Annotated in this window: 20 protein-coding genes; 13 read left to right on the top strand and 7 right to left on the bottom strand. The window is 48.2% G+C overall.

Translation table 11 applies throughout. From position 1 onward, the window contains the following. The 5 genes from JXQ28_02480 to aspA all read right to left on the bottom strand — a co-directional run bounded on the left by JXQ28_02480 (nt 1) and on the right by aspA (nt 4814). Nucleotides 1-390 carry an S-adenosylmethionine decarboxylase gene (locus tag JXQ28_02480; GenBank protein ID MBN2276591.1) on the bottom strand — a complete coding sequence of 130 codons (390 nt, stop codon included), beginning with the start codon at nt 388-390 and terminating at the stop codon, nt 1-3. A 65-nt stretch (nt 391-455) separates the two neighbouring features. Then, the gene (locus JXQ28_02475; GenBank protein MBN2276590.1) at nt 456-1142 is read right to left on the bottom strand and encodes a TetR/AcrR family transcriptional regulator; all 687 of its coding nucleotides are present in this window, start codon (nt 1140-1142) and stop codon (nt 456-458) included. A gap of 212 nt (nt 1143-1354) precedes the next feature. Next, complete coding sequence (locus JXQ28_02470; GenBank protein ID MBN2276589.1) at nt 1355-1606, bottom strand: hypothetical protein; 252 nt, start codon at nt 1604-1606, stop codon at nt 1355-1357. A gap of 123 nt (nt 1607-1729) precedes the next feature. Beyond that, nucleotides 1730-2839, bottom strand: coding sequence for a chemotaxis-specific protein-glutamate methyltransferase CheB (gene cheB / locus JXQ28_02465; protein MBN2276588.1), 1110 nt, complete (start codon nt 2837-2839; stop codon nt 1730-1732). A gap of 88 nt (nt 2840-2927) precedes the next feature. Next, the gene (gene aspA, locus JXQ28_02460; protein ID MBN2276587.1) at nt 2928-4814 is read right to left on the bottom strand and encodes an aspartate ammonia-lyase; all 1887 of its coding nucleotides are present in this window, start codon (nt 4812-4814) and stop codon (nt 2928-2930) included. A gap of 272 nt (nt 4815-5086) precedes the next feature. On the opposite strand from aspA, the gene JXQ28_02455 reads away from it, so the two are divergent. Continuing rightward, nucleotides 5087-5977, top strand: a complete 891-nt coding sequence (locus JXQ28_02455; protein ID MBN2276586.1) for an ABC transporter ATP-binding protein — start codon at nt 5087-5089, stop codon at nt 5975-5977. Continuing rightward, on the top strand, nt 5977-7269 hold the full coding sequence (locus JXQ28_02450; GenBank protein MBN2276585.1) for an ABC transporter permease: 1293 nt from the start codon (nt 5977-5979) through the stop codon (nt 7267-7269). Before JXQ28_02455 ends, JXQ28_02450 begins: the two co-directional genes overlap by 1 nt. A gap of 61 nt (nt 7270-7330) precedes the next feature. Here the strand turns inward: JXQ28_02450 and JXQ28_02445 are convergent, their stop codons facing one another. Further along, nucleotides 7331-8317: an HD domain-containing protein gene (locus JXQ28_02445; protein MBN2276584.1), complete on the bottom strand. Its 987-nt coding sequence runs from the start codon at nt 8315-8317 to the stop codon at nt 7331-7333. A gap of 188 nt (nt 8318-8505) precedes the next feature. Between JXQ28_02445 and JXQ28_02440 the strand changes: the two genes are divergently transcribed. After that, the gene (locus JXQ28_02440) at nt 8506-9903 is read left to right on the top strand and encodes an MBL fold metallo-hydrolase (GenBank protein MBN2276583.1); all 1398 of its coding nucleotides are present in this window, start codon (nt 8506-8508) and stop codon (nt 9901-9903) included. Nucleotides 9904-9936: 33 nt separating this feature from the next. Here JXQ28_02440 and JXQ28_02435 read toward each other — a convergent pair whose 3' ends face one another. Then, nucleotides 9937-11202, bottom strand: coding sequence for a DUF4388 domain-containing protein (locus JXQ28_02435; GenBank protein MBN2276582.1), 1266 nt, complete (start codon nt 11200-11202; stop codon nt 9937-9939). 327 nt (nt 11203-11529) lie between these two features. Between JXQ28_02435 and JXQ28_02430 the strand changes: the two genes are divergently transcribed. The 10 genes from JXQ28_02430 (at nt 11530) to JXQ28_02385 (ending at nt 20595) form a co-directional block, all read left to right on the top strand. Further along, nucleotides 11530-12942 (top strand): DegT/DnrJ/EryC1/StrS family aminotransferase, encoded by a 1413-nt coding sequence (locus JXQ28_02430; protein ID MBN2276581.1) that lies wholly within the window; start codon nt 11530-11532, stop codon nt 12940-12942. Between the two features lie 283 nt (nt 12943-13225). Beyond that, nucleotides 13226-13717 carry a peptide-methionine (S)-S-oxide reductase MsrA gene (gene msrA, locus JXQ28_02425; protein MBN2276580.1) on the top strand — a complete coding sequence of 164 codons (492 nt, stop codon included), beginning with the start codon at nt 13226-13228 and terminating at the stop codon, nt 13715-13717. Between the two features lie 120 nt (nt 13718-13837). Beyond that, nucleotides 13838-14830, top strand: coding sequence for an HDOD domain-containing protein (locus tag JXQ28_02420; GenBank protein ID MBN2276579.1), 993 nt, complete (start codon nt 13838-13840; stop codon nt 14828-14830). Between the two features lie 304 nt (nt 14831-15134). Beyond that, the gene (locus JXQ28_02415) at nt 15135-15476 is read left to right on the top strand and encodes a hypothetical protein (GenBank protein ID MBN2276578.1); all 342 of its coding nucleotides are present in this window, start codon (nt 15135-15137) and stop codon (nt 15474-15476) included. 191 nt (nt 15477-15667) lie between these two features. After that, complete coding sequence (locus JXQ28_02410; protein MBN2276577.1) at nt 15668-15880, top strand: hypothetical protein; 213 nt, start codon at nt 15668-15670, stop codon at nt 15878-15880. Between the two features lie 232 nt (nt 15881-16112). Further along, a complete protein-coding gene (locus JXQ28_02405; GenBank protein MBN2276576.1) occupies nt 16113-16625 on the top strand; it encodes a YfiR family protein in 513 nt (170 codons plus the stop codon). A gap of 165 nt (nt 16626-16790) precedes the next feature. Then, complete coding sequence (locus JXQ28_02400) at nt 16791-17537, top strand: methyltransferase domain-containing protein (protein ID MBN2276575.1); 747 nt, start codon at nt 16791-16793, stop codon at nt 17535-17537. Between the two features lie 166 nt (nt 17538-17703). Next, on the top strand, nt 17704-18912 hold the full coding sequence (locus JXQ28_02395; protein ID MBN2276574.1) for a pyridoxal phosphate-dependent aminotransferase family protein: 1209 nt from the start codon (nt 17704-17706) through the stop codon (nt 18910-18912). A 13-nt stretch (nt 18913-18925) separates the two neighbouring features. Then, entirely contained in the window at nt 18926-20056 is a 1131-nt protein-coding gene (locus JXQ28_02390; GenBank protein ID MBN2276573.1) for an N-acetyltransferase, read from the top strand. Then, nucleotides 20053-20595 carry a hypothetical protein gene (locus tag JXQ28_02385; protein ID MBN2276572.1) on the top strand — a complete coding sequence of 181 codons (543 nt, stop codon included), beginning with the start codon at nt 20053-20055 and terminating at the stop codon, nt 20593-20595. The genes JXQ28_02390 and JXQ28_02385 overlap by 4 nt, the downstream gene beginning before the upstream one ends. Nucleotides 20596-20781: the final 186 nt, after the last annotated feature.

Genomic DNA, 20781 nt, shown 5'->3' with positions numbered 1-20781 from the left:
TTAGTACCTCAAATTGATATTGGATATACACCGGCTGCCGCCGAAAAACCTGACAGCGAACTCCTTCACCTTATCCGGATCATACGACTTGCAACTGAAAACATCCAGATAAGTGGTGTTGGTCAGGTTGGCAAAATGAGCCGAAATCAGCGAGGTTTCAATCAACTGGACCATCGAATAACCGGCCACTTTTTCATCCTCGCCGAAATGAACCACCTGCGTCTCCCCGAATCTTTTCATCTCGATCAGGTCGCAAAGCTCGATCACGAATTGCTTTATCTTCCGGGCATCACGAATTATCTCGGGATTGCAGTCATAAATATCGAAACTGCAGGCCATGCCCCAGACGGACTGTTCCACCGCCTGTTCAACAATGGATTGTGATTTCATTTTTTGCCTTTCGAAAAGGTTAAAATGTAATAGTAACTACCTCTCGTATGGGCTTTCACTATCGATCACCAGACCACACGATCGGTATCATCCAATGAGGCCGAAGGCAACGCTTCCTTGATAAACCGGGCCAAACCGGCCACCAGCGCACCCCGGAGTGAACGGAGAGTTTCGTCGACATCCTCGTCCGATGGAGTAATCACCGCAAATGAATAATAACCGGAAACGAACCCGGCCACGGCACAGCCAATCCGTCGCAGAACCTGCCTGGACAGACGATGCTTGACTGCGGAATCGACGAGATCCTCGATGGTCTCCAGATAGCCGATAAACGGAGTCTCGATGCCCGAGTATCCTTCCTGCAGATGGAGATCCGCACGGCTCTGGAAATAAAGAACGTAATCCTCCCAGCGATTACTGAAAAACTCTATATGAACACCGATAATTTTATCGAGAAGCTGCGACAAATCGGTGATGCCGCCACACTTCTTCTCCATTTCGGCGGTCAGTTCCCCCATGACTTCACTGATCAATTCGCGGATAAGCTTTTCCTTGCTCTTGAAATGATTATAAAAAGTCCCCTTACCGACATCAGCCTGCTCGGTGATTTCATCAATTCGGGTCAGATCGAATCCTTTCTCGACAAATACCTTCCTGGCCGCCTGAAGTAATTTCTGGCGCGTGGCACTGGTCCGTCGATTCTGGCGTGATCTTCTTTTCTTTCTGGTCGTGGAGACCGCTATCTCTCCCAAAATGACTCCTCAGTCATAACTGACTCCGTGTTCATATTTGACTATATCGTCACTTATAACCTTTTTGTCAAGTATAAAGTTCAAATTTTTTTAATTTTTTTTAAGATTTTTAGACGCCAGCAGAATTTTTATATTATGGGATAGTTGTTGCAGGATAATAACTTACAATTTTTTATAAATTTAATGCCAAAACGATGTGATTTAAAATGATCTTATGGAATATTTTCCACCAGAAGAATATCTTCGCGGGCGAAAAAATAGGGCAATGGCTGGTCGATTCCGCGCGTTTGCGTGCAGACCAAAAAGACAGTCGATTCGAAAATAGCCAGAACCATTTCAGGCGGAGCTCCCGGCTCAAGATTTTTTGCAATTTTGCCTATCTCTATGTCCATCGGGGGGATATGGTGATTGGCCGGATTCACGGAGATTCTTTTAATCAATTTTGGGCGTATTTTAATCCCCATTGAATTTCCCAATTGCAATCGCAACTGGTCTGTCTCTTCTCTGGTAAGCATTTAATACCGATAAAATATCATGATTCTTTAAAGATGGCAAGAAATACCTGTAAGTGGTTCTTTTAATTGATCTTATGACGATTTGACAGCCTGCTTGGTCACCTGTGCTACCACCCCGGCCGCCATCTGTTCGATTGTCAGCGAAAGATCGGACAATCCCGCCTCCTCAATTGCCGCCGGCATTCCATATACCACACAACTGGATTTACTCTGGGTAATACAGAAACAATTGCCATTATTTTTCATAGCCCGCACGCCTTTAAATCCATCCGAACCCATTCCTGTCAAAACCACGGCCAGAATATTACCGCAAAAAGAATCCGCCAGAGAAAAATATAGAACATCCACCGCCGGTTTACATCCATTGACTTCGGGACCATCATCCAGAACCGCCCGGTAAATACCAGGCGAATTGCCCTTAATCTTAAGATGTCTGCCCCCGGGAGCCAGATAAACATATCCGGAACGAAGTTGTTCTCCGTGCTGAGCCTCTTTGACAATCAGCTTTGATTTGGCATCGAGATTCATGCTCAGCATGGTAGTAAATCCGGTGGGCATGTGCTGGACAATAACAACCGGTATCGGGAAATCGGCTGGAAGTTCGGCAATGAATCGATAAAGCGCTTCCGGTCCCCCCAGCGAACAGCCGATGGCCAGAATATCGTAATACTCCGGCAGCTTGGCGCGGTCTGCCTTGGACCGGGGCTGAACCGATTCACGCGTCTGATGCCATTGTGAGGAAGCCTGGCAGACTCTGGCCGTGGAACTGGTAACATGATACAGATTGATAACCGGCCCGAAATATTTACGAAAGTATTTGACATCGTTTTCGATGCTGTTACGCTCCGGTTTCCGAACAAAATAGAGAGCTCCCAGATCGAGCGCTTTGACCGAACTCCGTCCGCTGGTCCGCAATTTTCTTGAAACAAGGATAATATCAAGGTTGGGATGGATTTTTTTTAAATTTTCGATCAGTTCTTTGGTCGCCGATCCGGCCAATTCGAAATCCAGAACAACCAGATCGGGCCGAAGCCGATTGACCCGGTCGGCCGCCGTTACCGAATTGACCGCCTCCCCGACAATCTCCACTCCCGACATTCCCCCCAGAGCTTTTCGGAAAATATCACGGTAGTGCAGGCTCTGATCTATAATCAAAACCCGGATAACGACTTCATTGTCCACAGAATATGCCCCTTTTATAACGCTGGTTTGTCTCCTATTATAATCGGCCGTCAGAAGACACTTTTGGAGTAAAAATATCCAAATTTATTCAATCGGCTGAATTATCCGGGGAAATTATTCGGGCTCCAATCATATTTTCCGGGGCCAAAAGACGGTCCAGTTCACCTTTAGAAAGAAGATTTTTTTCGACCACCAGCTCATAAACCCCGCGATTGGTTTCGAGCGCCTCCCGGGCCAGTTCGGTACAAATTTCGTAGCCAAGGGTCGGGACCAGGGCGGTAACCAGACCGATACTGCTTTCGACCATGGCCCGGCAGTGTTTCTCATTGGCGGTAATGCCATCGACACAGCGGTGTTTAAGAGTCGCCATCCCGTTTTTCAGCATTTCTATGGATTCAAAAATAGACTGGGCAATAACCGGTTCCATCACATTTAATTCCAGTTGCCCGGCCTCAGCCGCCAGGGTAACCGTCAAATCGTTACCGATCACCTTAAAGGTAATCTGGTTGACCACTTCGGGAATAACCGGATTGACCTTGCCGGGCATAATCGATGATCCTGGTTGCATAGGCGGAAGATTGATTTCGTTGATTCCCGCCCGGGGGCCGGAAGAAAGCAGGCGCAGGTCATTGGAGATTTTAGAGAGTTTTACGGCCAGGCGTTTGGTGGCCGAAGAATACATCACAAAAGCACCGGTATCCTGAGTCGCCTCGACCAGATTGGGAGCCAGGATAACTTCAAGGCCGGTAATACCCCGAAGATGCTTGATTGCTTTCTCGCTGTATTCCGGTTCGGCATTGATCCCGGTTCCAATGGCAGTGCCGCCCAGATTAACCTCCAGAAATAAATCGGCATTCTCCTCCAGACGCTGGATTTCTTCCTCAAGCGTGGCGGCATAAGCCGCAAAAGTCTGCCCCAGAGTCATCGGAACGGCATCCTGCAACTGAGTTCGGCCCATTTTCAAAATCGCCGCAAATTGTACAGCCTTATTTTTGAAGGAATTGATTAACTCCCGAAGAACTTCTATCAATTTGTTGTTGCTGTTAATCAGGGCGATATGTAAAGCCGTTGGGTAGGCATCGTTGGTCGACTGTGACAGGTTGACATGGTTATTAGGATGACAGTATTTATATTCACCTTTTTCATAGCCGAGAATTTCCAGAGCCCGGTTGGCAATAACTTCGTTGGCATTCATATTGGTCGATGTCCCGGCGCCACCCTGAATTAAATCAACCACGAAATGAGGATGATAACGGCCATTGATTATTTCCTGGCAGGCTTGGATAATGGCTTCAGCCACCGGCTTCGACAACAGCCCCAGTTCCAGATTGGCCTTGGCCGCAGCCATCTTGACCATGGCCAGAGCCTGGACCAGGGCCGGAAACTGGGCCAATGATATCCCGCTGATATTGAAATTTTCCAGAGCCCTGAGAGTCTGAATACCATAATAGAATTCAAAAGGGACCTCACGATCCCCCAGGAGATCATGTTCCCGGCGGGTGCGGCCGGATATGTATTGCGCCCCGGCGTTAACTACCCGGGTGCTGGTTTGACGCATCCGGCGCGAAATCACTCGGGCCACCCGGGAAAGAATTTTCACCCCCACCGATGGATTCTGCTTACATATGGTCGTAAATTTTCCCCGGGAAAAAGCCAACACGGTCGATTTGATCATGGCCCGGGCGGAGGTCGAATGCGGATAATCATCCATCAAGGCTCCCTCTCCCAGAAAATCATACTTGCTGAAAATCGAGAGCCGTTTCTCCTCTCCGAAGGGTGTCTTCTTAAACAACTCGATCTCACCGGTGTAAATGATAAAAAGTCGTTTCCGGGGCGTATTCTCCTCGAATATCAACGCCCCAGACTCGAAAAACAACTCCTCGGCCGCCATGGAAACCAGGCCGCGCTCATTATCATCGAGATCCTTGAATAACTCTATTTCTTTAATAAAATCATTTACGATTTTCGCATCCATTTAATATAACCTCATCCAAAAACGCCCCCGGATTATTTATTTTACTGCCGGAAAATAAACAACTCTCCCCGACCGGGCAAATGATTTGAAAGAAATTATTCAATTTATTCCGCCCGGCGTAACCTCCCGACGGATAATTCGTAATTAAAATATGGCTGACTTCAATATGAATAAGCGCTTTATTGTGAATATTAACACCATTCTTATAGCAATTTTACATGTACATTATATGAAAAAGAAATTGCCCATAAAACCTTAACCGAAAATATGAAATGATCAGAGCCGAAAACCTCACAAAAAAATATGGCTCAACCGTGGCGGTGGGCGGGGTTTCCTTTGATATTAAAAAGGGCGAAACCTACGGTCTGCTGGGGCCCAACGGAGCCGGAAAAACAACCACCATCAATATGCTGGTTGGTTTTCTTAAACCCGATCAGGGCAAAATCGGAATCAACGGTAATGATGATCCAACCCGGTCCGAGGTTCGGATGGAAATCGGCCATGCCCCGCAGGATCTGGCCATCTATGAAGAACTGACGGCCGAAGAAAATCTGAGTTATTTCGGGAAATTGTACGGGTTATTCGGGGCGCGCCTGAAAGAGCGGGTAACCTGGTCCCTGGAATTCGCCGTCCTTACCGATCACCGCTGTCAGTTTACCAAAACTTTTTCCGGCGGGATGAAACGGCGCTTGAACATGGCCTGCGCCTTGGTGCATGATCCGGCGATCCTGCTTCTTGACGAACCGACCGTGGGAGTCGATCCGCAATCACGCAACCTGATTTTCGATTCTATTGAAGAACTAAAGAAGACCGGCCGGACTATTGTCTATACTACCCATTACATGGAGGAAGCCCAGCGGCTGTGCGACCGGGTCGCTATTATCGACCGGGGGAAAATTATGGCCGAGGATTCTGTGACCGGGTTGATTGAGGAATATGGCGGGCTCTCCGTTATCGAAGGCGAACTGGAGAGTCCCCCGGAAAACCGAAGCCTCCTGCCGGGACACCTCGACGGGGTTTCCTGGCGGATGGAAACCGATCGGCCGATGAAGCAGTTTGCCGAGTTGGCCGAAGCCGGGATTAAATTCAGCCGGGTTAATATTGTTAGTGCCGATCTGGAAACGGTTTTTTTGAATCTGACGGGAAGGAGGTTGCGAGACTGATGCGGAGTATACTGGTGATGGCGCTGACTGATTTAAAAATCCTCTCCCGAGATAAATTGGCTTTCTTCTGGGTGATCGGATTTCCATTCCTGATGGCCATTTTTTTCGGATCTATATTTTCCAGCGCCGGGAGCGGCGTATCGCAAATGAAGATTGCGGCTGTCGATCAGGATAGAACCGAGTTTTCATCGCATTTCATCAGGAAACTCATGCAATCTGAAGCCTGCACAGTCACCGAGATGCCGCGTGATTCGGCATTCGATCTGGTCCGCCAGGGGAAAATGAGTGCCTATATTGTCCTCCGCCCGGGTTTTACCGATCATTCCTTTTTCGGAGCCGGGGATTCAATTTATATCGAGCTGGGTATTGATCCCGCCCGCCGGGCTGAGGCCGGCTACCTGCAAGGGCTTCTGATGCAGTCCCTGTTTTTGATGTACCACGATATGCTCTCCGACCCGAAACAGATGATGTCGCGGATCAGTAAAGGCAAAAGCTTTTTCGATACCGTCAGCAGTATGGATTCCGGTAACCGGAAACTCTGGGGCAATTTGATGACCAGCCTGTCCCAATTCTATGGTAACATCGATACGGCCGAAGACATAAGGCTTTCCCCGGGCACCACCGGAGCGAATTCATCATCGGATATGATGATGAGAATCGATAGGGTGAGTGTCACGACCGACCGCCATGGCCCGCGATCATCCTTCGAAGTGGTTTTCCCGTCCTCGGTCCTCTGGGGAGTCCTGGCCTGTGCCGCCACTTTCGCCACCTCGGTGGTCCGGGAGCGGGAACGGGGCACCTATCTGCGTCTCCGGTTGGCCCCGATCGGTCATTGGCATATTCTGGCCGGAAAGGGTCTGGCCTGTTTTCTGGCCAGTTCCTCTGTCAGTATTATTATCCTGGCCGTCGGTCACATAGTCTTTGGCGTCAGGATTTCCAGTTATCCCATGTTGTTGCTTGCAGTGGTGTCGGCCGCTCTCTGTTTCGTGGGCATCATGATGTTTCTGAGTATTATCGGCCGGACCGAGCAATCGGTGTCGAGCGCCGGATGGTCGATCATGCTGGTTATGGCCATGCTTGGCGGCGGCATGTTACCTCTTATTTTCATGCCCTCCTGGATGCAAAAGATAAGTAGTATCAGCCCCATCAAATGGTCCATTCTGGCTATTGAGGGAGCGGTCTGGCGCAATTTTTCCTTTTCCGAAATGATGTTTCCGGTCGGGATTCTGCTGGGAATAGGGATTGTCACTTTCCTGATCGGCGTGAAATTATTCGCCCGGTTCGACAATTGAAGATAATTGATGCTGTCTTTTAAATCTGCCGTTAGATATATGGTGGATTTGCGGATCGGGATTAAAGATCGGCAAACTCGGTCGGTCCCATCAACCGTGTGAATTCCTCCAGAAGCTTCCGATCGAAAGCGCCAACGTCGGCAAACATAGATTTGAGCGCCGGATAGGCCGCGACGGCCGAACGATAAACCCGCTCGGTTGTCATGGCATCGAAAACATCGGCGATAGCCACTATCTTGCCATACATATGAATATCTTCCGCACCTATTCCCTTGGGGTAACCGGTTTGGTTGATGCGCTCATGATGCTGGATGATTGGGAAATACGATTCGTCAGGAATCATATCGGTTTCCAGGATAATATCCACTCCCCATTGAGGATGGTGTTTGATAATCTGCATCTCGGGCGAGGTTAATGGACCACGCTTGTTGAGAATGGTATCGGATATTTTGGTCTTTCCGACATCATGAAGAAGCGCTCCGGTTCCCAGAACCTGAAGATCGTCGAAATCGTTGATACCGGCATGCCGCGCCAGTGCCAGGGAAAAGGTGCAGACATTGAGAGAGTGCGTATAAGTATAATAATCGAACGACATTACCCGGAGTAAATTATAAAAGGCCGTCTGGCCCTGGAGAATAAAGGCCACCGTGGCCGCTACCATGTCCTGACTTCGCTTGATATTCTCGCCCAGGGTTGGATTATTAAGAACATCCCGGACCAGAAGCTGGGCGCTGTCATATACAATCCCGGCTTTGGTCTTATCATCGATGCTGCCATCAGCGATAATCTCCCGGATATTGGCCTCGACATAATGCTGATAATCCTTTTTTTCTCCCATCGAGACATAGAGGCGATTGATGTTGTTGTCCAGCAGTACCTTGCGGTTTTTTTCACCGAACGGCAGATGAGCCGCCCGATACAGCACATATTCTACACCCTTTTTAATATATAGGTCGAAGTTGAGAATCGTATCGATTCTTAGCGAGTCAAGATATATGATCAGAAATTGATCAGTCTGAACTTGCGAGTGAACAACCATTGATTCCATTTGAATATGTCCGTTATTCTTATCGGTTATTTGAATAATAAATTGATGGCATAAATTACGAAAAATCGCAAACTATTCTGTCCGCCATTAGTGAGTTTGCTTTTTTTCTATTAATTTAAGCCATTTATGCTTATATATATGTCAGTAACTTTAATAAAAGGAACTCCCGCCCGGGCGATGATTGAATTATGGCAAGTATCACTTTTTACGGCGCTGCCGGGACTGTCACCGGTTCCCGCTATCTGCTGGCGATAAAAGACAAGAAATTTCTGATAGATTGCGGCTTATTCCAGGGTTCCAAAGAAAACCGTCTGCGCAACTGGGAGCCGTTCCCGGTTCCACCATCGGCATTGGATGCCGTTATTCTGACCCATGCCCATATTGACCACACCGGATATTTCCCGCGCCTTTGTCGTGATGGATTCGAGGGACCGGTATATTGCACTCACTCCACGGCTGAACTTTGTGATATCCTCCTGAAGGATACGGCTCATTTACAGGAAGAAGATGCCCAGTGGGCCAATAAACGAGGTTATACAAAACATCTTCCGGCCCTGCCGCTGTTCACCGTTCAGGATGCCGAGAATTCGATGAAGTATTTCAAACCGGTTCATTACGGGGATGATATCGATCTGGGGGACGGTTTGCGGCTTAAATTCCGTGATGCCGGTCATATTCTCGGCTCCTCGATGGTCGATATCAAGCAGAACGGAAAAAATGGGGGCAAAAAAATTGTCTTCAGCGGCGATCTGGGACGCCCCGCCCGCGCTATCCTGCGCGATCCCACCCAGATTTATAATATCGATTATCTCCTTCTGGAATCAACCTATGGCAACCGGCTTCATGATGATGATTCGTTTTACGAGGATTTTATCCGGATTGTTAAAGAAAGCATCAAGCGGGGAGGGGTGCTGGTAATTCCTTCCTTTGCTATTGGGCGGACCCAATCTCTGTTATTTGTTATTCGGGAGTTGGAGGAGCGCGGATTGATTCCGGTTCTGCCGATTTATGTCGATTCACCGATGGCGCTGGCGGCCACCACGGTTTATGAAAGGCAAATTGCCAGTATGAATCTGAGTACCAGGGTCATGACCATTCTGGGGAAGAAAATTTTCCACCCTCAAAATTTGCATCTATGCGAATCACGGCGCAAATCGAAAGAAATCAATGATCAGGCCGGCCGGGCCATAATTATTTCCGCCAGCGGCATGGTTACCGGGGGCCGGATTCTGCACCATCTCGAACAACGTCTGCCGATCAAAGAAAACACCATTCTGTTTATCGGCTACCAGGCCGAAGGAACCCGTGGAAGAGCCATTCTTGAGGGGAACGAAACGGTGAAAATTCATGGTCAACAGGTTCCTGTCAGGGCCCATATCGAAAATATCACCGGATTTTCCGGCCATGCCGATTATAACGAAACCCAGGCCTGGTTGATGGGTTTTAACCGCCCTCCCAAACGGACTTTTATTGTTCATGGGGAGCCCGAGGCTTCTCAATCTCTGGCGGATAAAATCAGAAAACGGTACGAATGGGATGTGCTGATTCCTAAATTCAAGGAAACCCATCTGCTTGATTTTGATTAACAACTCGAGATGACAGTCCGGGCCCGGTAAAAATCAGAGCCAATCGGCCACATCGCAATTTTCTGTTCGATTTCGTTCGTCGAGTAACCGGCACCCCTCGAGCAGAATGGTCTCGATCGGCAGATCATTGTTGGCAGGTGGTAATTGATCGGGTTTGATCGGATCGATGCTCCAGACGCCGTTGGTCCAGGGAATACACATATAGACTGCCTCAGCGCCGCTTTTATCATCGCATTCGGCATATATAAGCCGCCCGTTATCAATGAAAATGGTCAACTGTTGACCGTGACCGGTAATATTGATCCGGGTGGTTTTGTTGGTGTGACCCATCATCTGGAGCAGGTCGATGACGTTCATATCGTGCAGTGAGCCGTGGGTCCCGATATCGCGGATAATTCTCAACCGCTGATTAAGTATATTTTCATGTAAATCACGGATACGGCTGAGTTTGATCAAGAGTGATTCATGACAACTGCCCATCGGCAGGACGTCCTCAAGCCCTTCTTTCAGAAGCGGTATCAGTTTTCCGACCAGGCCGTTTTCCACCACCAGGAAGAATGGCAATTCATCGAAATCGAATCCCCGTGAGGCCACATCATCGATAACCGTCTCAACCTGTTCGACCCGCCCGGTAAGACACATCACCACTGCCTGTGGCCGATAACGGAAAAGAGCATCGACAAAAAGATCGATCGAATCGGTCGACCGGATATCGAATCCTTCCTCCCGGAAGGCATACTCCATCTGGGAAATGTCTTCATACCCGCTGTTCAAAATTAAAAGCCGGTACCGGCCGAGATAACTCTCGGTTGACGCATTTGTCTCACCTTCCTGCTCGACATTTTCGGCTATATCATCATTATGATAAGTGATATTCCGGTAATGCTTGATCAAAGCACATTGCAGGGTGAAACCCAGGGCCAGGCGGAGTTCAATATTTTTGCCATGGGTCAGATCGCTTAATTCGGTGGCCAGATTTCCGCAGAGAGGATTCTGGCAGGCCACCTTCAGGCGGTTGGTCACCGGATCGTAATCATAGGGTAAAACCAGTTTTTCCAGGACGGTGGCGGCGGGAATCATATTCAAGACTGCCTCCGGAATTGCCATTCTTGAAACCACCACCCCCTCGCACCCGAACTGCCGGGCCAGAATACTGACCAAATCAACTTCGCTGACATATCCGAAACGGTAAAGATGCGTCTCCAACCGGCCTCCGAACCGGCGCTGGTAATCCAGAGCCTCATCGACCTGTTCGCCGGTTGCCAGTCCTTCTGTTAACAGGATTTCGTCAAGACGCATTGGTGTCCTCCCGGTTGAGACAGATTCCACGGCGGTTATAATATGATCCCGGAATAATTCCTGGGCATATCGGACCGGACAGAGAATCACGGCGATCAAATAACTGATGCCCTGTCAGGATATTCTATATCCAAAACCTCTTTTATGTTAAGTATATTCGGCGGATTTATTAAGATATGAAGGTTTCGGATCGAAATTTCAGGCATATCCCAATCCCGGCCTGGAAAGACAGGCTGTCCGGGTATGATGGCCGTTGACCGGTTTTATTTGATTATCTATATTGATTATCACAGATGGATATCCACCGAGTTTATTGAGGTCGAAAAGATGGAACTGGATGAATTCGAAAAACAGGCCCACGAAATGGTGGACTGGATGGTTGCCTACCTGAGAAATATCCGGCAGTATCCGGTTAAAGCACAGGTTGCACCAGGGGAAATAATCAGCCGCCTTCCCGAACATCCGCCCGAGACGGCTGAACCTTTCGAGAAAATATTCGATGATTTCAAAAAGATTATCATGCCGGGTATGACTCACTGGCAACACCCCTCGTTTTTCGCCTATTTCCCGGCTAACAGCAGTCCCCCCTCGCTTTTGGCCGAAATGCTGATCTCCACCTTGGGTGCCCAGTGTATGGTTTGGCAGACCTCGCCGGCCGCCGCGGAACTCGAGGAACGAGTCATGCAGTGGCTGGCCGGGATGATTGGCCTGCCCGATAGTTTTACCGGGGTGATCCAGGATACCGCCTCGACCGCCACTCTCTGTTCCCTCTTGACAGCCCGGGAAATTAAATCGGATTTCGATATCAACCGCCGGGGTTTCGGTCATAACCGTTACACGGTTTATTGCTCCGCCGAAACCCATTCCTCAATTGAAAAGGGAGTCAAAATCGCCGGTCTGGGTCAGGAAAATCTGCGCCAGATCCCCGTCGATAAGGCCTTCGCCATGAGGCCGGATTTACTCGAAGGAGCCGTACGAAAGGATATTGAGGCCGGCATGATACCATTGTGCGCCGTGGCCACTATCGGGACCACCGGATCGACCGCCATTGATCCTCTGCGCCAAATCGGCGAAATATGCCGCAAATATAATCTCTGGCTTCATGTCGATGCCGCCCATGCCGGGACAGCTTTACTGCTTCCTGAGATGCGCCGGATGATTGATGGTGTCGAAATGGCCGACACTTTTGTCTTTAACCCTCATAAGTGGATGTTTACCAATTTCGATTGCTCGGCTTATTTCGTCAAAGATGTCGGAGCGCTGGTCCGAACCTTTGAAATCATGCCGGAGTACCTCAAAACCCGCGAGGATGAACGCGTCAATAACTACCGCGACTGGGGAATTCAGCTTGGACGAAGATTCCGGGCTCTCAAACTCTGGTTCGTAATCCGCACCTACGGGGTGGAAGGATTGAAAAGTATGGTTAAAAACCATATCGCTCTGGCTCAGGAACTGGCCAGAAGGATAGAAAAAACCGACAATTTTGAACTGCTGGCGCCGGTCCCGCTCAATGTGATCTGTTTTCGATATAAACCGGCCTCACTTAGAGATCCTGATCAAATTGACCGCCTCAATGAACAGCTTCTGGAAAACCTCAATCGAACCGGGGAAATCTATATCACTCATACCCGACTCAACGGTCTCTTCACTCTTCGTCTGGTGGCCGGGCAAACCCGGCTGGAACGCTATGATCTCGAAACGGCCTGGGAACTTATCCGCCAGACCGCGGTTTCGCTTTAATTCCGGAACAGGCCAATATTCCCCGGCCTGACATTCTTGATTACTATTAAATTAAAATAATTCCCCAAATATGGAGCAAAACGGGCCAATATTTGGTTATATGATTATAAGTAACCGGTTTTTGGAGGAAGGAGTCATTATGATAAAAGTCAAAATGGCTATCCTGGGATTAATGGCGGTATTATTACTTGGAACCCTATATTTATATGCACCCGCGTTCCTCCGGGCGGCGGATAAAAAAGCCGGAAATGCCGAAGCCGGCTCCCAAATAAACACCGATAACATGGAGAATAAAAATATGGAAAAAGCTACTTTTGCGGCTGGTTGTTTCTGGGGTGTCGAGGCCAATTTCAGACAGATTAAAGGGGTTATTTCCACCTCGGTTGGTTACACCGGCGGGCATACCGAGAATCCGGATTATAAAGATGTCTGCACCGGGCAAACGGGGCATGCCGAGGCCGTCGAGGTAATCTTTGATCCCGCCCGGGTAAGCTATGAGCAGTTATTGGACGTTTTCTGGGAGAATCACGATCCCACTACTCCTAATCGTCAGGGTCCGGACATTGGCACCCAATACCGCTCGGTTATCTTCTGTCATAATCCTCCACAAAAAGAAGCGGCCGAAAAATCACTGAAGAAACTGGAGCAGGAGGGTCTTTACAAGCGCCCGATTGTTACCCAAATCGTCCCGGCTGGCGTCTTTTTTAAGGCGGAGGATTACCACCAGCAATATCTCGAGAAACGCGGCCTCTCGAGTTGCCATATTAACGATTAGTATTGAAATATAGATCCGATAGATAAAAGATAAATCGAAAAGACCGGCTCAAGGTATCCCTCAGGCATAAAGCCACCCCGTCATTTGGCCGATTAATAGAGAAATGAAAACGGGGGAACCATGAGCGCCGATTTTATGCAAAAGATCCTGGAGGCGAGTCCGAACCTCACCTCACTGCCCCAGACAATGGTCGAAGTCCTGCGGCTGGCCCGCGATGAAAGTTCCAGCTCCCGCCAGATGGCGCAGGTGATTATGCACGATACGGCCCTGGCGGCCAAAGTCCTGCGGGTGGTCAATTCACCCTTTTATGGCAGAGGCCAGAAAATCGGGAATATAACCGATGCGGTCACGCGTATGGGTCTGCGGGAGGTGACCGCTCTGGCTCTTTCGACCTCGGTTTATCGCATGACCGGCGACTGGAAATCATCGCTCGATCGAGCCCGGTTCTGGAGACACTCACTCGAGGTGGCCATTGCCGCCAGGCTGATTGCCGAGAAAGTGAATTACAAAAACAGCGAGGAAATGTTTGTCGCCGGACTTTTGCATGATCTGGGCCTTCTGGTTCTGGAACAGGCTGTCCCCGATGAATTTTCGGAGATCTGGCTCCAGGCGGGCGCTGAGGGCAACCTGATTGAACTGGAAAACCGCCGGTGGGAAACCAACCATGCTCTGGTCGGCGAATACCTGCTCGAACAATGGCATCTGCCCGAATCGATCAGTACGGCGGTCGGCCGCCATCACTCCATCTATTCCGAGGGAGCCGACCAGCCTATGCAGCTTTCAGGCCAGATTGTCAACCTGGGCCATATGATTTCCAAATTCGGACTTATCTCGGAGATGAAAATCAATACCCGGATTCTGGTCGGTAAAGAAATTATCCGGGCTAATATCGGTATCCCGGCCGATGAACTTCTCGCTATCGAAAAAACACTTTTCAGCCGAACAATGGAGGAGTCGCGTTATCTGGAAATAGATATTGGCTCGATTGATGATATTATTATGGAAGCCAACCAGTTACTGTTCGAACAATATGTCACTATCGAGAGCATGAACCGGGTAATTCGCAAAATGGAAGGCCGGATTAAAAACGAGAAAAGCCAAATACCTAATTAGATAATTCCTCTCTCAATATACTGATCTGGTATGATTGAACGGACGGTCCATCGAACCGTCCGTTTTATTTTAAGATGTTATGCGGTCTGATCTTGTGAGCGATATAGACCAAAACACCGGCATCCCTGCAGAACCCCAAAACGGCCAAATCGACAATTCCGACCCAATTTCACCGCCTTTTTACCGTATTAGGGGGGATTATCTGACTGAAATGCGATTCTGATGCGTATTTTTGGGCGATATGACTTGTTTTTTTGAATCGTTTTATTAAAATAACTAACTAACTTAATAATAAGGATTATTAATGATGTTTATGGTATCCGACAAAGCCAGTCTTGAACTGAAAAAGGTGATGGAATCCGAGGCCAATAAAGGCAAAAACCTGATTCTCTATTTCATAGGGGCCGGATGCAGCGGACCGTCGTTGGGAATGGCTCTCGATGATTCAACCGATGGTTTGGTCGAATTGAATTCGAATCAAATCAACGCTTATATCGAACCGAAATTGAAAGAATATCTGGATCAAATCGGCGAAATAAAAGTTGATTATATTACTAATGAACATGGTGAAGGGTACAAAATCTCAGTCGGTGATAGTGATTGCGGAGCCGGGGGGTGTGCCGGTTGCGCCGGACATCATGAATAAGTAATGCATTTCGAAACGAAAGCACGATTAATTTAAAAGGGATAAAGTAATTTTCTAGGGTTTTGTTTATGTTTGAAGTGACTGATAAGGCCAGTATTGAGTTGAGAAAAGTACTTGATGCTGATGCCCATAAGGGCAAAGGACTGATTCTGTATTTCATGGGGGCCGGCTGAAGCGGACCCTCGCTGGGTATGGCTCTGGATGAGTCAACGGAAGGTCTTGAGGTTTTAAACTCGAATAACATTACCGCTTATATCGATCCCAAACTGAAGGATTATATCAGGCAGATGGGTCAGATAAAAATCGATTATATCACCAATGCTATGGGTAGCGGTTATTCCATAACGGTAGGAGATAACAACTGCGCCTCCGGTTGCGGCGGTACCTGCGGCCATGAATCATAAAAAAGCCTGTTAAAACAGAGTTTTCCCGGCCGGTCGAATTTTTGATCGGCCGTTTTTTATTGCCAATTAACCACCTGTCAGCCTGTAATTAATCAGGCGTGGTCCAACCGGAATTTGCCGTCAATAACATTAACGAGGTTAATGGAGTAGGGTTTATATTTTAACTCGTTTGCCGATAATTATTGGGAACGGGAAATTGGAGCGTTTTGATATATTGATGGAGACGCTATTAATGAGAAAGCTGATCCCTATTTTTATATTTATTGGTCTGGTCCTGACGGCCTTTGGAGAGGTCACTCCGGCCCAGGAGGCCGAATTTATAATTAATATCATCGACAATGTCGATTGGCCCTCGGGAACCGGAGGTAAATTCATTATTTCGGTGGTGGGTAACGGTAAAATCGCCCAGGCCTTGACCGATGCGGCTGGTAAAAAATCGGGCGGGAAATTTAATATCAAGATCAATACCATCACGGCAGATGACGATTTTTCGGAAGCGCAGATGGTGGTGATCACCGATAATGACAAAGCCGCCCTGGCCAAAGTTCTTAAACAAGCCGGCGGCAAACCGATTCTTACAGTCACCAATGTCGCAGGTTTCGCGAGGTATGGAGTCATGGTGGAACTTATCTCACCACCCAGCAGCAATAAAATAGATTATGCCGTCAACCGGATGGTCGCCAACAAATCCGGCTTGAAAATATCCGATAAATTTATCAGCGATGCCATTAAGGTTTTTGGCTGAGAATATTATACAAGCAATATCTATCGGCTCCCGGATTGGGGGTTTTTTTTATTCTCCGCATTTTATTCAAACGCAGGTTTGGTGATTTTGATGGCGCCCGGGATTTCAAACTGGCATATTACCATCGGGTAATTGGAATTTTGGGAGACATTTCAGGAGAAATTCATGGCGATTTATAAGGATCATCAGGACGCCTATGGCCATGCCGTTTATGATTATCTGAAAGGCCGGGGTGGATACGAAATCGTTGAGCGCGACGATGGTTATATCAATATGTCCGAGGGGCCGGCAGTATATCACTCCCAATATCAAAAATGGCCGCCTTATTATCGAAAGGCCCTTCGCCACGCTTCCGGCCGGGTACTAGATATTGGCTGTGGCGCCGGAAGGATTGCTCTTTATCTCCAGATAAAGGGGTGTCAGGTAACGGGCGTGGATAATTCACCCTTGGCGATAAAAACCTGCCGGGAACAAGGCTTGAGAAAAACCAGATTGATGTCAATCACGGATATCAATCCCAGCATAGGCACCTTCGATACCATCGTCATGCTCGGCAATAACTTCGGTTTATTCGGTTCGTTTAATCGCGCCCGCCGACTCCTGCGCCGGTTTTATCGAATAACCGGAACCAAAGCAAGAATAATAGCCGAGTCCAATGACCCAACCAGGACCACCGAACCCCTTCATCTGGAATACCATCGACGCAACCACAAAAAAGGGCGGATGACCGGTCAACTTCGTTTACGTGTCAGATATAAAATATATAAAACCCCGTATTTCGATTACCTGATTGTCTCCGAAAAGGAAATGGCTCAGATCCTCAAAGGAACCGGATGGCACATTGCCGGAGTATTTCCTTCCGGCCGGGGACCATATATCGCGATTATTGAGAAAGACCCCAAAGCCCTTTGAGATAATCCCGATTTCCAATCCTATCGCATTATCCGTCAATCGGATGCATGCACAATCAAACTTGATGAGAGACAATCATTTTTCTTGACAGCCTATCTATATTTGGTTAGCTTAAATTTTCTACGATTTAACGAGGTAAACGATTTTGGAGACCAGACAAACGGCTATCGGCACGAAAAACGATCTTTTCGAAAAATGCATTAAATTCACAGCCGCCCATGATGTTAAAGCGGCAGGATTATATCCCTATTTCAACCCCATCGCCTCGGAACCGGGTGATGAGGTTATCATTGACGGCCGCAAATTGACCATGATCGGCTCCAATAATTACCTCGGATTGGTGAATGATTCCCGCGTCAAGGAAGCTGCCGCCGATGCCGCTCGTAAGTACGGTTCGGGATGCACCGGTTCCCGTTTTCTTAACGGAACTTTGACCCTGCATATCGAACTTGAGGAAAAACTGGCCCGGTTTTTCAAAAGAGAATCGGCCCTGGTTTATTCCACCGGGTTTCAAACTAACCTCGGAACCATCTCCTGCCTGGTCGGAAAAAATGACCTCCTGGTAATTGATCGCTCCGATCATGCTTCGATTGTCGATGGGTGCCGGTTGTCCTACGGCAAAATCGTCAAATTCGCTCATAACGATATGGTTGATCTTGAGCGCGTCCTCAATAATATCGTCAACAATAACGGCCTGCGCGGCGGCATCCTGATTGTCGTCGATGGCGTTTTTTCCATGGAAGGTGATATTATCAAACTTCCGCAACTGGTTGAAATCGCCGGAAAATATAATGCCAGGGTTATGGTCGATGATGCTCATTCGGTCGGGATCCTCGGCGATGGCGGCCGCGGGACGGCCGAGCATTTCGGATTGATCGATCAGGTCGATATTACCATGGGGACTTTTTCCAAATCGTTCGCTTCTCTGGGCGGATTCATTGTCGGCGATGAGACGGTGATCAATTATGTCAAGCATTTTGCCCGCGAGCTGATTTTCTCGGCCTCCATCCCGCCATCCAATGTGGCCGCGGTCCTGAAAGCCCTTGAGATTATCCAGTCCGAACCGGAACGCCGCGAAAATCTCTGGAAAAACACCCACAAAATGCACTATGAACTGCGGCGGCTGGGTTATAATATCGGCCAGACCGAAACCCCGATCGTCCCCATCCTGATCGGCGAGGATATGCAGACCTTTGCTTTCTGGAAAGGCCTGTTCGATAACGGTGTCTTTGCCAATGCCATTATTTCTCCTGCTGTCGCACCCGGCAATGCCCTGATCAGGACCTCCTATACCGCCACCCATACCGACCTGCAACTGGATCATGTTCTCGAGGTTTTTGAACGTATCGGCAAAAAAATGGGCATTATTTCCTGAAAAATGACAAACAATGGCAGATGATATAAATGTCATAGAGGTTGAAACCTCGCGTCAACTGGACCTGTTTATCAATCTGCCGTACCGATTGTACCGTGATGAACCCAACTGGGTCGCACCGCTCCTCTCCGAACGCAAAGAGTTTTTCAACAAGAAGAAGAATCCCTTCTTTCGAACCGCCAAAACCAGGCTTTTCCTCTGCCTCAAAAACGGCCAACCGGTTGGACGTATCGCCACCTGCATCAATTTTGCCCATAATGAATTCCACGGGGAAAATATCGGGTTTTTCGGTTTCTTCGATGTCATCGATGATTATGAGGCGGCCGCCAAACTGCTCAAAGTGGCCATGATTACTCTCAAGTCCGAGGGCCTCGAGGCCATGCGCGGACCGACTAATTTTTCCACCAATCATGAAATCGGATTTCTGATCGAGGGTTTTGATTTACCCCCGACCGTCATGAATCCATACAACAGGCCGTACCTGCCCAAATTGGCTGAAAAATTCGGCTTGAAGAAAGTCATGGATTTGCATGCTTACCTGATTACCCGTGAAAACCCCATACCCGAACGGCATCTCAAGGTCGTAAACCGCATCAAAGAAAGAAATAAAATTACCATTAGAACGGTGAATTTGAAACATTTCGATGAAGAAATTAAAACCATCCGGGCAATTTACAACCAGGCCTGGTCGAAAAACTGGGGATTCGTGCCGATGGCCGAAGATGAATTTGTCCATATGGGCCGAAGCTTGAAGAAAATTGTCGATCCGCAGATGATTCTGGTTGCCGAGGTTGACGGGGAACCGGCCGGGTTTTCTATGGCCGTACCCGATATAAATCAGGTCTTGATCCATCTTAATGGTCGTCTTTTTCCCTTCGGAATTGTCAAATTGCTATGGCATTTGAAAATCAGGAAAAAAATCGACGGGATGCGGATGTTGACAATGGGAGTGATCCATAAATACCAGAAACGGGGAATCGACAATGTTTTCTTCGTGGAAACATATAAAAAAGGTGTCGAGCTCGGATACAACTGGGCCGAACTATCGTGGATTCTGGAAACCAACGACCTGATGTGCCGGGCGGCGGAAAGCATGGGAGCCAGGCTCTACAAGAAATATCGCCTGGTCGAAATGCCGTTATGATTTGTAAAAGTAAGATTATTCTCGGCATTCTGTTACTGCTGGCTCTGATGGCGGCCTGTCGTCACGGTCTCAAACCGGTTGTATATCGGGTAATGAATAATGAACGGCGGTCTCTTGGTACCGAAGATACATATTACCTGAGTCGATTCGAGATGACCGACCGGAAAGCCGCCAATCCAATTCAACCGGGCCGGGGTAATGTCCTTGTAACCAACCAGAGTTATGTCAATCCCGATGCGGAAGAATTAAACACCGGCCTGATTCTGGCCGTGAGCGAAATCAACTACCGAATATATATTTCCCTGCCCGATCAAATACAGGCCGAATCGCTGGATATCGCCAGCCGGTCAATCTGCCGGATAATCGGGCTCTACGACCTGCCGGACAGTCTCCGGCATTATGAATGCATAGAGGGATTTTTGAAAATAGACACCGTCAAATCCTCCCGATTTCACGCCCGGGTCGCCGGGATATATCTCAATCCCGTCAATGATACCCTGTCGTTTGACGGCGATCTCAATGCCTCTCGCCGGAATTAATCCGGCCGATATATCCGCTGTTCATTATTTGAGCACTACCGTAATTGGGAATTAATAATTATTGCATTATCATATTAATCCCTTTTTTGCCGATAAGATAAGCATATGTGGTATTGGCGATAATCCGGAAGGAACACCCCTGATCGTATTAATTTTTGTTGGTTGGAAAAAGGGGATAACCAATCA

The sequence above is a fragment of the Candidatus Zixiibacteriota bacterium genome (genome assembly GCA_016933955.1).
Lineage (GTDB): Bacteria > Zixibacteria > MSB-5A5 > GN15 > PGXB01 > JAFGTT01.
The sequence above is the reverse complement of the archived record's forward strand: the minus strand, read 5'-3'. Positions and strand labels throughout refer to the sequence as shown.

Bases quoted from the DNA above. Each gene is read 5' to 3' on its own strand.
- JXQ28_02430 (MBN2276581.1), top strand. From the start codon at position 11,530: ATGGAACTGGATGAATTCGAAAAACAGGCCCACGAAATGGTGGACTGG.
- JXQ28_02405 (MBN2276576.1), top strand. From the start codon at position 16,113: ATGAGAAAGCTGATCCCTATTTTTATATTTATTGGTCTGGTCCTGACG.
- aspA (MBN2276587.1), bottom strand. From the start codon at position 4,814: ATGGATGCGAAAATCGTAAATGATTTTATTAAAGAAATAGAGTTATTC.
- JXQ28_02435 (MBN2276582.1), bottom strand. From the start codon at position 11,202: ATGCGTCTTGACGAAATCCTGTTAACAGAAGGACTGGCAACCGGCGAA.
- JXQ28_02470 (MBN2276589.1), bottom strand. From the start codon at position 1,606: ATGGGGATTAAAATACGCCCAAAATTGATTAAAAGAATCTCCGTGAAT.
- JXQ28_02455 (MBN2276586.1), top strand. From the start codon at position 5,087: ATGATCAGAGCCGAAAACCTCACAAAAAAATATGGCTCAACCGTGGCG.
- JXQ28_02445 (MBN2276584.1), bottom strand. From the start codon at position 8,317: ATGGAATCAATGGTTGTTCACTCGCAAGTTCAGACTGATCAATTTCTG.
- msrA (MBN2276580.1), top strand. From the start codon at position 13,226: ATGGAGAATAAAAATATGGAAAAAGCTACTTTTGCGGCTGGTTGTTTC.
- JXQ28_02400 (MBN2276575.1), top strand. From the start codon at position 16,791: ATGGCGATTTATAAGGATCATCAGGACGCCTATGGCCATGCCGTTTAT.
- JXQ28_02420 (MBN2276579.1), top strand. From the start codon at position 13,838: ATGAGCGCCGATTTTATGCAAAAGATCCTGGAGGCGAGTCCGAACCTC.
- JXQ28_02440 (MBN2276583.1), top strand. From the start codon at position 8,506: ATGGCAAGTATCACTTTTTACGGCGCTGCCGGGACTGTCACCGGTTCC.
- JXQ28_02480 (MBN2276591.1), bottom strand. From the start codon at position 390: ATGAAATCACAATCCATTGTTGAACAGGCGGTGGAACAGTCCGTCTGG.
- JXQ28_02385 (MBN2276572.1), top strand. From the start codon at position 20,053: ATGATTTGTAAAAGTAAGATTATTCTCGGCATTCTGTTACTGCTGGCT.
- JXQ28_02450 (MBN2276585.1), top strand. From the start codon at position 5,977: ATGCGGAGTATACTGGTGATGGCGCTGACTGATTTAAAAATCCTCTCC.
- JXQ28_02390 (MBN2276573.1), top strand. From the start codon at position 18,926: ATGGCAGATGATATAAATGTCATAGAGGTTGAAACCTCGCGTCAACTG.
- JXQ28_02410 (MBN2276577.1), top strand. From the start codon at position 15,668: ATGGCTCTGGATGAGTCAACGGAAGGTCTTGAGGTTTTAAACTCGAAT.
- JXQ28_02415 (MBN2276578.1), top strand. From the start codon at position 15,135: ATGATGTTTATGGTATCCGACAAAGCCAGTCTTGAACTGAAAAAGGTG.